This is a genomic window from Clostridium luticellarii (assembly GCF_002995845.1).
In the GTDB taxonomy this organism is placed as follows: Bacteria; Bacillota; Clostridia; order Clostridiales; family Clostridiaceae; genus Clostridium_B; species Clostridium_B luticellarii.
Genome location: NZ_PVXP01000014.1, coordinates 1 through 11,844, shown reverse-complemented (window position 1 = coordinate 11,844; position 11,844 = coordinate 1). Strand labels below are relative to the sequence as shown.

Annotated in this window: 10 protein-coding genes; all 10 read left to right on the top strand. The window is 33.6% G+C overall.

Going from position 1 to position 11,844, the window contains the following annotated elements:
* The first annotated feature begins 58 nt into the window (after positions 1–58).
* Positions 59–1,243 (top strand): S1C family serine protease, encoded by a 1,185-nt coding sequence (locus CLLU_RS06785; RefSeq protein ID WP_106008884.1) that lies wholly within the window; start codon positions 59–61, stop codon positions 1,241–1,243.
* A 42-nt stretch (positions 1,244–1,285) separates the two neighbouring features.
* Positions 1,286–1,849: an aminoacyl-tRNA hydrolase gene (gene pth, locus CLLU_RS06780; RefSeq protein WP_106008882.1), complete on the top strand. Its 564-nt coding sequence runs from the start codon at positions 1,286–1,288 to the stop codon at positions 1,847–1,849.
* A gap of 181 nt (positions 1,850–2,030) precedes the next feature.
* Positions 2,031–5,552 (top strand): transcription-repair coupling factor, encoded by a 3,522-nt coding sequence (gene mfd / locus CLLU_RS06775; protein ID WP_106008880.1) that lies wholly within the window; start codon positions 2,031–2,033, stop codon positions 5,550–5,552.
* A 65-nt stretch (positions 5,553–5,617) separates the two neighbouring features.
* A complete protein-coding gene (locus CLLU_RS06770; RefSeq protein WP_477099998.1) occupies positions 5,618–6,649 on the top strand; it encodes a peptidylprolyl isomerase in 1,032 nt (343 codons plus the stop codon).
* Between the two features lie 164 nt (positions 6,650–6,813).
* Positions 6,814–7,362, top strand: a complete 549-nt coding sequence (gene spoVT / locus CLLU_RS06765; protein WP_106008876.1) for a stage V sporulation protein T — start codon at positions 6,814–6,816, stop codon at positions 7,360–7,362.
* Positions 7,363–7,558: 196 nt separating this feature from the next.
* Positions 7,559–9,094: a putative polysaccharide biosynthesis protein gene (locus tag CLLU_RS06760; RefSeq protein WP_106008874.1), complete on the top strand. Its 1,536-nt coding sequence runs from the start codon at positions 7,559–7,561 to the stop codon at positions 9,092–9,094.
* 12 nt (positions 9,095–9,106) lie between these two features.
* Positions 9,107–10,552, top strand: coding sequence for a bifunctional methyltransferase/pyrophosphohydrolase YabN (gene yabN / locus CLLU_RS06755; RefSeq protein WP_106008872.1), 1,446 nt, complete (start codon positions 9,107–9,109; stop codon positions 10,550–10,552).
* Positions 10,553–10,819: 267 nt separating this feature from the next.
* Entirely contained in the window at positions 10,820–11,095 is a 276-nt protein-coding gene (locus tag CLLU_RS06750) for an HU family DNA-binding protein (protein WP_106008870.1), read from the top strand.
* A 59-nt stretch (positions 11,096–11,154) separates the two neighbouring features.
* Entirely contained in the window at positions 11,155–11,415 is a 261-nt protein-coding gene (locus CLLU_RS06745; RefSeq protein WP_106008995.1) for an RNA-binding S4 domain-containing protein, read from the top strand.
* Positions 11,416–11,472: 57 nt separating this feature from the next.
* Positions 11,473–11,763: a sporulation protein YabP gene (gene yabP / locus CLLU_RS06740; protein ID WP_106008868.1), complete on the top strand. Its 291-nt coding sequence runs from the start codon at positions 11,473–11,475 to the stop codon at positions 11,761–11,763.
* Positions 11,764–11,844 lie beyond the last annotated feature (81 nt).

The window sequence follows — 11,844 nt, the reverse complement described above, 5'->3', positions numbered from 1 at the left end:
GTGTAAAACTTTTTTATTATAATAACTCTAGATTTTAGATATTATGAGGTGTATTTACATGGACGATAATAACAGATATGATAATATAAAGGATGTTTCATGGCAAAATGTAGAATCCGATAGAGCAAAAATAAAATTTATAAACAGCAAAAGAAGATCGAATATTATAAAGCTGGGAAAAATATTTTGTTTTGTGTTGGTAGCTTCTATTTCAGGAGGCATATCTGGGGCCTATGTGAGCAGTAAGAGGGAGGCTGCCAAGATCTATACACCTAATAATAATCAAGTAGTGGTTGAATCCAGGGATAATGCTGATAAAGCCGGTTCTGAAAATGCAGCACAGAATTCTGTATCTGAGGTGGCGGAAAGTGTCAGCCCGGCAGTGGTGGGCATAAGCAATAAAGCTCAGGATTATTTTGGACTGCAGGATTTAGAAAGCGGCTCTGGAATAATAATAGATTCCAACGGGTATATAGTCACAAATTATCATGTGATTCAGGGTGCAGACAAAGTTATGGTTAAATTGTCCAGTGGGAAAATATTGAATGCCTCTGTAGCTGGAGTTGATGAACGATCTGATCTGGCGTTAATAAAAGTAGATGCAAAAAATCTTCCTGTAGTTAGATTAGGGGATTCTTCTAAAGTAAAAGTGGGAGATACAGCTATTGCCATAGGAAATTCTCTAGGTGGAGAATTTCCAGGTTCAGTTACGAAGGGCATAATAAGTGCATTAAACAGAAAGATAGAGTATAATGGAGTTATATATAAAGTCATCCAGACAGATGCAGCCATGAATCCAGGAAACAGTGGCGGGCCACTTTGTAATATACAAGGTGATGTCATAGGAATAAATAGTTTAAAATTGGGAACTGATTCCAACATAGAGGGAATTGGTTTTGCCATAACTATAAATGAAGCAAAGGATATAATAAAATCACTTATGAGCGGTGAGAAAGTTTCAAGACCCGATTTGGGTATAAGCGGAGAAAGTGTGGTATCACAGGATAATAAAATTCAAGGAGTATATATCCAACAGGTGGAGAAGAACAGTGGAGCTTCTGCTGCTGGTATAAAGCCTACGGATATATTGCTGGAATTGGACGGAAAAAAAGTAAAGGATATATCGGATGTAGAGCTTATACTAGACGAACATAAGGTGGGAGATAAAATAAAGAGTAAGATCTGGAGAGATGGAAATATTATATATTCAGAAATAACTTTATCTCAAATTGATAAGAAATGAAAAAATTTAGTTTGCGGCAAGTGTTAGGATTGGAGTAAATTTATGTTTTTAATAGTTGGTTTAGGGAATATAGGAAAGTTGTATGAGCATACACGACACAATATGGGTTTTGATTCCATAGATATATTAAGTTATAAGTATAATATTCCTATAAATAGGAAAAAATTTAAAGGAACCTATGGAGAGGGTATAATAGAGGAAAACAAGGTGATATTATTAAAACCGGGTACTTATATGAATCTGAGTGGAGAGAGTGTTGCTGAAGCTGTAAATTTTTACAAGATAAATTGTAATAATATAATAATAATCCAGGATGATATAGATATTCCCGTGGGAAAAATAAGGATAAAGACTCATGGAAGTGCTGGAGGACACAATGGAATAAAAAATATAATATTTAATTTAGCTACAGACCGGTTCCTAAGGATAAAAATAGGGGTAGGACAACCTAAGGGACAACTTATTTCCCATGTATTGGGTAAATTTAATGAAACTGACAAAATGCATGTTAAAAAGGTTTTAGATGCCAGCAGTGAGGCAGTTGAATGTATTTTAAAAAGCGGGGTAGAGGAAGCCATGAATAGATTTAATGGATTGACCCTATAAGTAGTTTGATATAAATGAAGTTAAATATGATATGAATAGAATAGTTTGGTTAAAAAGCCGTATGATCTCTTTAAGGAGGGAGATTAGCGGTTGTTCTGCGTTTAAATTTAAAATAGAATTTATAGGTAAATATTATTATGAGTAATTTTATCGCATTATAAATAATAGGGTGGTTGTTAAAATGAGATTAGAAGGGCTTATGAAACCCATTAAAGAAAGTTACAAATTTAAAAATATCATGAATGAAATAGCAAGAAAAAGATTTCCTGTAGGAGTATATGGCCTTTCGGAATCTGCCAGAAGCTATCTAATATATGGAGTGTATGAAGCTTTAAATAGACCTGTTCTAATTGTGACTCACAGCGATGTAGAGGCCAGGAAACTTTATGAGGATTTATCTCTTTATTTACCTCAGGTATATTATTTTCCAACTAAAGAAGTGGTATTTTATAATATAGATGCTATATCTGGAGATTTGAGATGGGAAAGACTCAAAGTAATAAAGCAGATCTTGAATTCCAAAAATAAAATTATAATAACCTGTGTGGAGTCATTGAGTTCTATTTATACTCCTATAGAATTATATAAGAAATATATGTTCAAGATACGACTGGGAGATAACCTGGATCTAAAAGATGTTGCGGAAAAGCTAATTCAATGCGGATATGAAAGAAATGAAGTTGTAGATGGAAAAGGTCAGTTTTCCATAAGAGGAGGAATAATGGACATATATTGTCCAATTTCTGCAGAACCATATAGACTGGAATTATTTGGAAACGAAATAGAGTCTATTAGGAGCTTTAATTTGGAATCTCAGAGAAGCATTGAAAAAGTGAATAGTATAGAAATTTTTCCTGCTAAGGAAATTATTCTTGATAAAAATAGAATTTCATCGGCAAAAAAAGAAATAAAAGAAGATCTGGAAGCAGTAGTTGAAAAGTTAAAAAAATTAAAAGATAATGAGGCAGTTAAGAGGATAAAGGATGTAACCCGAAAAAATCTTGAAACACTTGAACAGAGCTGGAATTTTGAAACCATTGATAGTTTTTTAGCATATTTTTATAAGAATCCCGTTACCTTTCTTGATTATGTAAAGGATTATTTTATATTCGTGGATGATGCACAGAGATGTGAAGGCAAATTAAATAGTGTATATTTTGAGTTCGAAGAAAACTACAAAAGTTTTTTACAAAGAGGTAATATTCTGCCTAAACAAAGTAAAATGCTTATTGGGAAATCTGAATTAATTGAAAAGCTCAAAGAGAGAGAAAGCATTGTACTAGACCCTATTGCCAAATCGGTAAAATCATTCTTGCCTAGTTCAACAATAAATTTTTCACAAGTAACCCTTGGCAGTTACCATGGCCAAATGGATTTACTCATTGAGGATATAAGAAATAAAAAATCCAGTGGCTTCAAGATATTGATTTTGTCGGGTACGAGGCCTAGAGGGGAAAGATTGGTGGATACGCTGAGAGATAGGGATATAGACAGCAATTACAAAGATGTAATACATGAAATTGAACCAGGAGAAGTAGTGATAACCTTTGGAAGTCAATTAAAAGGCTTTGAATACCCAGAACTTAAATTAAGTGTGATTTCAAGTAAGGAAGTTTTTGGAGAAGCCAGAAGAAAAAATATAAAGAAAGCCTCCAAAAAGGGAGTAGGTAAAATTAAGAGTTTTACAGAGCTAAAACCTGGAGATTTTGTGGTTCATGTAAATCATGGAATAGGCGTATATAAAGGCATAAAGCAGCTGGAGTTCCAGGAACATAAAAAGGATTACCTGGAGATTGTATATGAATCCGATGATAAATTATATGTGCCTGTAGAACAACTTGATATGGTTCAAAAATATATAGGGACTGAGGGGAAAACCCCAAAAGTAAACAAATTGGGGACTTCAGAATGGGCCAAGGCCAAGAAGAAGGCAAAGAAATCAATAGAGCAGATAGCAGAGGATTTGGTAAAATTATATGCCATCAGATCCACTTTAAAAGGATATAAATATTCAAAAGATACTTTATGGCAGAAGCAGTTTGAAGATGAATTCCCCTATGAGGAAACACCTGATCAATTGTCAACCATTCAGGATATAAAGGAAGATATGCAGTCTGATAAAGTTATGGATAGACTGCTTTGTGGGGATGTGGGATATGGAAAAACAGAAGTTGCTGTCAGAGCGGCCTTTAAAGCTGTAATGGATGGGAAGCAGGTTGCTTTTTTGGTTCCAACTACAATACTGGCCCAGCAGCACTATAATAATTTTGTTCAGAGATTCTCAGATTTTCCCGTAAAGATAGATATGATAAGCAGGTTTAGAACTCCCTCACAGCAAAAACTCACTATAAAAGCTGCAAAAGTTGGAGATGTGGATATACTTATTGGAACTCATAGAATATTACAAAAGGATGTTCAATTTAAAGATCTGGGACTTCTTATAATAGATGAGGAACAGAGATTTGGTGTCAGCCATAAGGAAAAAATCAAGACAATGAGAAAAAATGTAGATGTGTTGACATTGAGTGCAACACCTATACCTCGAACTCTCCATATGTCCCTTGTAGGAGTCAGAGACATAAGCGTTATAGAAACTCCCCCGGAGGAGAGATATCCTATACAAACTTATGTGGTTGAGTACAATGATCAATTGATTAGAGATGCTATACTCAGGGAAATAAACAGAAAGGGACAGATTTATTTTGTGTACAACAGGGTGGAAAACATAAAGGAAATGGCATCCTACATATTAAAATTAGTTCCAGAGGCCAAGGTGGCAGTAGCGCATGGTCAGATGCAGGAAAGAGAACTTGAAAGCATAATAGTGGATTTTATGAAGGGCAAATACGATGTACTGGTATCTACTACTATTATAGAAACTGGCATGGATATCCAAAATGTAAATACTATGATAATATATGATGCAGATAAAATGGGATTGTCCCAATTGTACCAATTGAGAGGTAGAGTTGGAAGAACCAATAGAATAGCTTACTGCTATTTAACTTATAGAAAAGATAAAGTCCTGACAGAGGTTGCGGAAAAGAGATTGAAAGCTATTAAGGAATTCACTGAATTAGGATCTGGATTCAAAATAGCTTTAAAAGACCTGGAGATAAGAGGAGCCGGGAATATGATGGGTTCTTCACAACATGGACATATGGCAGCTATAGGTTATGATCTATATTGTAGGATGTTAGAGGATACTGTAAAGCTTGTAAAGGGAGAAATCCGCAAAGAGCCGGTGGAAACCACTGTAGAATTGAAAGTGGATGCATATATACCGGATAATTATATAAAAAATGAAGTGCAAAAAATAGAAGTATACAAAAAGATAGCGGCCATAAGTTCATATGATGATATGTTGGATGTGAAGGAAGAATTGGAGGATAGATTCTCCAGTATACCTGCTTCAGTTCAGAATCTTATGGATATAGCCTATATAAGAAGTATGGCCAAGGAGCTTGGAATAGAGGAAATAAAGGAGATGAAGGATGAGATTGTCTTTACATTTGAAAGTGAATCCAGAGTGGATAAAGATGTAATGAAGGGATTGTTAAAAAATTATTCTAGAAAAATAGTTCTAAAAATGAATAAGAAACCGGGTTTTGGGTATAGATTAAAAAATGTAAAGAGGGAAAATATTTTAAATGATATAAAAGAAATTGTTAAATATATGCTACAAATATATGAACAAAAATAACTTTGTAGTAAAAATACTTTTATGTTAAAATTAATCTGTATTCTAACATAAAAAAGAGTGGGGGAATAATTGTGAAAAATATAAAAAAGTTAGCAGCCGTTGCATTCATGACAGTATTTGTATTTTCAATTTCTGGTTGCAATATGATAGAAAAAACACCAGAAGCTATAGCAAACAGCACTGTAGCGGTAGTTAATGGAGAAAAGATCACCAGAGGTGATTTAGATAAAGATCCCAATACTATACAGTTGTTAAGTCAAGTAAAACAGCAATATGGTGAAGACTATGAAAAAAACCAGGAGGCTGTCAGTGCTATAAAGACTCAGAAGGAACAAATACTTGACAATATGATTACAAACAAGGTAGTTGAGCAAAAAGCCAAGGAGTTAAAGCTTCTGCCAGATGAAAAAAAGCTGAAAACAACTGCAGATGATCAAATTGCCCAGATAAAGAAACAGCAGTTTGGAGGTAGTGCTGAAGAATTTGATGCAGCATTGAAAGCTCAGGGTTTTACAGAGGAATCATTTAAAAGTATGTATTTATCTCAGTTGAGGGATCAACAGATACAGCAGAAAATAAGTGATAGCCTTACAAAAAATGTAAAAATAACAGATAAGCAGATAGAGGATTATTATAAGGCAAATCAGGATAAATATACGGAACAGACTAATAAGATGCACCTGGCCCACATACTTGTAAAAACCAAGGCAGAAGCTGAAAAGGTAAAGGCAAGGTTGGATAAGGGTGAAGATTTTTCAAAAGTTGCCAAAGAAGTTTCACAGGATACAGCAACAAAAGATAAAGGCGGAGATTTAGGTACCATAAGCTATGATGATTCCAATTATGATGCTCAATTTATGGCAGGAGCAAAGGCATTAAAAAAGGGAGCTGTATCTGAGCCGGTACAGAGCAGCTTTGGATATCATATAATAAAATGTATAGATAAGCAGGAGTACCCCGTTAAGCCTCTTAGTGAGGTTAAAAACCAGATAAAGGAGCAGCTGGAAAATGATCAAAAAAGCAAACTGGTTTCTCAGAAAGTTCAAGAATGGAAAAAAGCTGCTAGTATAACTAAAAAGGAAAAAAATATTGTGTAAATATACTTTTACATATAGGAAAAATAAGGAGAACTATGATGATTTATATTACAGTTCTTTTTATTTTTTACAATTTAAATAGCAATTGTGTATAAAATTTCATATTTAGAAAAATAATATTAATACAAGTCATATATTATTTTTTTTGAGGAGGAATTCTAAATATGAAAGCGACAGGAATTGTTAGACGTATAGACGATTTAGGTAGAGTTGTTATACCTAAGGAAATAAGAAGGACACTTAGGATAAGAGAAGGGGATCCCCTAGAAATATTTACAGATAGGGAAGGAGGAGTTATATTAAAAAAATATTCACCTATTGGTGAACTCAGTGATTTTTCAAAAGGATACACAGAATCACTGCAGCAGACTATAGGTCACATAATTATGATATGTGATAAAGACAGTGTGGTATCCATAAGTGGAGCCCCCAAAAAAGAGTACATGGATAAAAAGATAAGTTCAGATTTGGAGAAATTGATAGATGGAAGAAAGACAGTTTCAACTTCCGAAGGAAAAGAGGTTATACCTGTATATGATGATGAAGATATACAGGGAAAATACTCCGCTCAGGTAATATGCCCTATAATATCTGGAGGAGATGCTATTGGAGCTGTAATAATAGTATCCAGAGAGGAAGCTAAATTTGGCGATGTGGAAATCAAATTAGCTGAAACAGCATCTTCATTCCTTGGAAAACAAATGGAACAATAGTCAATATGGCAGCGTTAGCTGCCATTTTTTTATGCTCTGGTGAACTACCTGGGTATAATGATTATTTCATCTATTAAGGCATTATTGACTGTAATATAAAAAAATATTCATTTGAAGTAATAATACCTCTAAATTTTAAATAATTATAAACATGGAAATAAATTGCTTGCAACTATAGTAGTCCGGGGGTATTTTTATGAATAAACAGTCACTTATAAAAGGTACAGTTGTATTGGGATTGGCAGGCATAATATCTAAATTTTTAGGATTGTTTTTTAGATGGCCTCTTCAAATGCTTATAGGAGATGAAGGGGTGGGATATTATCAAATGTCTTTCCCGCTTTATATGTTTTTTATTGCGGCAGCATCAGGTATACCTGTGGCAGTGTCTAAGATGGTATCAGAAAGAAATGCTGTGGGAGATTATGAAGGTATTGTTCAAGTACTGAGAAAGTCCATACTTTTAATGTTTATTTTGGGAACGGGTTTTACTGCGGTGCTTCTTATATTTTCAAATCCCATTATACATTTTTTGAAATGGGACAGAAAGTCTTACTATTCACTGGTGGCCATAGCATTTGCACCTATGTTCATATCTATAATGAGTGCATTTAGAGGATTCTTTCAAGGACTCCAAAATATGAATTATACGGCTGTATCTCAGATCATAGAGCAAATTGGAAGAGTGATAGTTGGAGTAGGACTTGCATATTTGCTTTTGCCCAGGGGTATAGAATACTCAGCAGGCGGAGCGGCCATGGGGGCGGCTGCGGGAGGATTGTTTGGAGGAATATATTTAATAATAAAATATTTTCATGTAAGAAAAGAAATAGATATATTTAAGGTAGAAGATAATAGAGATATATTGAGCAGACTGTTGTATATAGCAGTACCAATATCTTTAGGGGCTGCTGTAAGCAGTATAATGAGTCTGATAGATTCGGCATTGGTGCCTCAGAAATTATTGGAAGCAGGCTTTACGTACAAGAATGCGGCAATATTGTATGGGCAGCTTACAGGGAAAGCATTCATAATGATAAATGTACCTCTTACTGTATCTGCAGCCCTATGTTCTTCTTTAATGCCTATAATTGCAGAATCACATATATTAAATAGAAATTCGGATGTGATGAACAAGGTAGATTTGGCTTTTAAGCTTTCTATGGTAATTGCTATTCCTTCTATGCTTGGACTGTATACTTTGGCTTATCCGATTTTAGATTTGATATTTCCAGGCCAATCTGCGGGTTCCAGCATACTTCAGTATTCAGCATTGTCCATACCCTTTATAATATTGGTGCAGACATCTACTGCTGTACTCCAGGGAATAGGCCATTATATAAGACCTGTATTCAACTTGTCATTAGGATGCATTGTAAAGATAATCATAACTTTATTTTTGGTGCCGATTCCATGGATAAATATTTATGGCGCAATTTTGGGAAGTACAGCAGGTTATGGCCTGACTTGTGTTTTAAATATATTATTTCTTACTAAAAGATTAAAAATAAATATAAATTATTTTGAAACCATGATTAAACCGGCTTTTGCTTCTATTTTTATGATAATAGCTGTTGTAATTATTTATTTGTATGTCTATAATTATACAGTAAGCATCAGAGTGGCATGTTTTTTGGGAATGATTTCAGGTTTGATCATATATGTTCCTCTTGTAATTGTATTTGGTATATTTAAGTACGATTACATAAAACATAGATTTTTGAGAAAATAAGGAGGGTTACTGATGATTGAAATAGTAGGTCTAGGTCCCGGGTCGGTGGATTCTCTTACCCTGGGTGCTGTGAATGTACTTAAAAACTCAGAAGGAGTCTATTTGAGAACAGAAAAACATCCTACTGTAAATTATCTAAGAGAGCTGGGAATAAATTTTCAGGCATATGATAATGTGTATGAGAAGAAGGAAAAATTTGAAGATGTATATAAGTGTATTGCAGAGGATTTAATACAAAGAGAAAAAGAACTAAAAAAAATAGTTTATGCAGTGCCAGGACATCCTTTGGTTTCGGAGAAATCAGTGACACTACTGTTGAAATTGTGTAAACAAAAGTCCATAGACACAGAGATAATACCATCAGTTAGTTTTATAGATGCCATTATAGAACGATTGGGTATAGATGCGGGTGATGGCTTAAAAATAGTAGATGCTTTTGATATAAAAAATCAAGTTATGGATAAAAGAACTAATACCATAATAACTCAGGTATATGACAAGTTTATTGCTTCTCAGGTTAAACTGGCTTTGATGGAATACTATGGGGATGATACGGAAATATACTTTGTGAGATCTGCAGGGGTTAAAGACAGCGAGAACATAAGGAAAATGAAATTATATGAGCTGGACAGACAAAAAGACATAGATTATCTAACATCAATTTATATACCTAAAAATTTAGAAATTACATATGATTTGAAGGATTTATTGGATATAATGAAGAAATTAAGAAGTGATACGGGATGCCCCTGGGATAGGGAACAAGATCATTACAGCTTGAAAAAGTATCTTATAGAAGAGAGCTATGAAGTGTTGGAGGCTGTGGATGCACAAAATGATGCAAATCTGGTAGAAGAGCTTGGGGACGTATTGTTTCAAATTGTATTCCATTGTCAGATAGGGCAGGAAGAGGGATTTTTCAATATCAGAGATGTGATTAACACTGTATGTCATAAGATGATAGAGAGACATCCCCATGTATTTGGAACTGTAAAAATTGATGGTACGCAGCAGGTACTGGAAAATTGGAATATTATAAAAAAGAAAGAACAGGGTCTTAAAACATATACGGATGAACTCAGACATGTGGCAAAAACTTTACCGGCGCTGATGAGAGCTTCAAAAGTACAAAAAAAAGCTGCGGTGGTAGGATTTGATTGGGATAAGGTCGAGTGTGCACTGAATAAAGTGTTAGAGGAGTACTATGAAGTAAAAAATGTATATAAAAGTGAAGAAAGGGTAAAAATAGTAGAAGAAATAGGAGATTTAATATTTGCATGTGTAAATGTGGCAAGATTCCTTGACATTGACCCTGAGTTTGCATTAAATTATACTATAGAGAAATTTATAAAGCGTTTTGCATATATAGAGAAAAATGCTGTTGACCAAGGTCTGGATGTAATGAATATGACATTAGATGAAATGAATAGACTTTGGGAGGAAGCTAAAAGGAAATAAATTTGATTTTTATATGCAAAAAAGAAGGAGTTTATAAATTAGTGCAGAATATGGCTAATATGTCTATTATAATTGAAATTAGTCAGCAGTAAATAATTTCATTACGTATGCAGATATATACATAATTAATAATTAAATGTTTTGTATGATATACGATTATTTATTGCTTTCTACAAAATCTTAATTAAATTTAATTGAGATTGATTTATAAAGATGTCTTATACAATTTTGCACATACATCTATGAAAATAAGAGGAGGTAGAAAAAGTGAATAAATCAGAATTAATTGCTGGTATAGCAGAAAAGTCAAAATTAACAAAGAAAGATGCAGAGGCAGCTTTAAAGGGATTTATAGAGAGTGTAGAGGAAACACTTGAAAAGGGAGAAAAGGTTCAGTTAGTTGGGTTTGGTACATTTGAAATTAGAAAAAGAGCTGCTAGAATTGGAAGAAACCCTAGGACCAAAGAAGAGATAAACATACCAGAATCTACAGTTCCTGTATTTAAAGCTGGTAAGGAATTTAAGGAAAAAGTTAATAAATAATGTATTTTTCAGAAAACCTGGATGGAAATCTGGGTTTTCTGTTTTACAGGGAGGTTTATATGAGATTAGATAAATATCTTAAAGTATCTAGAATAATAAAGAGAAGAACAGTGGCAAAAGAGGCCTGTGAAGGTGGGAGGGTTATTATAAATGGAAAAGTGGCAAAGCCAAGTACTGAGGTTGCAGAAGGGGATATAATACAGATTAGGTATGCCAGCAGTTCTCTTAAAGCAAGGATTTTGGATGTTAAAAATTATACTAAAAAAGAAGATGCTCAGAATATGTATCAAATAATTGTGGAAACAAAAGATATAAAATAGAAGGTAATATAAATTCTTCCCATCACATATATTTATTATAGGTGGAGGGGATGTTTTATGGAGAAAAGAGAAATAAAGCTGGAAGATAAAAAAAGTCTATTGAGTCTCGAAAACAGAAAAAAATTAGTATTGACAGGTATTATTGAGGTTATAAGTTTTAATGAAGATCAGATAGCATTAAATACCAACCTTGGAATTCTCAATATTAAAGGTAAAAATTTAAAAATGAATAAATTGGATGTCCAAAATGGTGATGTCGTCATTATAGGGACTATAAATTCCTGTGTATATATAAATAATGAGCCCAAGAAAAAGAAACACAACTTAATATCAAAGATGTTTAAATAGTTTTTTAGTCATAGAATTTAAACTTTTTATAGAAATAATTATTGGAAAGGGCTATTATGATTATATCAATAGGTGATCAGG

Bases quoted from the DNA above. Each gene is read 5' to 3' on its own strand.
- CLLU_RS06785 (WP_106008884.1), top strand. From the start codon at position 59: ATGGACGATAATAACAGATATGATAATATAAAGGATGTTTCATGGCAA.
- pth (WP_106008882.1), top strand. From the start codon at position 1,286: ATGTTTTTAATAGTTGGTTTAGGGAATATAGGAAAGTTGTATGAGCAT.
- mfd (WP_106008880.1), top strand. From the start codon at position 2,031: ATGAGATTAGAAGGGCTTATGAAACCCATTAAAGAAAGTTACAAATTT.
- spoVT (WP_106008876.1), top strand. From the start codon at position 6,814: ATGAAAGCGACAGGAATTGTTAGACGTATAGACGATTTAGGTAGAGTT.
- CLLU_RS06760 (WP_106008874.1), top strand. From the start codon at position 7,559: ATGAATAAACAGTCACTTATAAAAGGTACAGTTGTATTGGGATTGGCA.
- yabN (WP_106008872.1), top strand. From the start codon at position 9,107: ATGATTGAAATAGTAGGTCTAGGTCCCGGGTCGGTGGATTCTCTTACC.
- CLLU_RS06745 (WP_106008995.1), top strand. From the start codon at position 11,155: ATGAGATTAGATAAATATCTTAAAGTATCTAGAATAATAAAGAGAAGA.
- yabP (WP_106008868.1), top strand. From the start codon at position 11,473: ATGGAGAAAAGAGAAATAAAGCTGGAAGATAAAAAAAGTCTATTGAGT.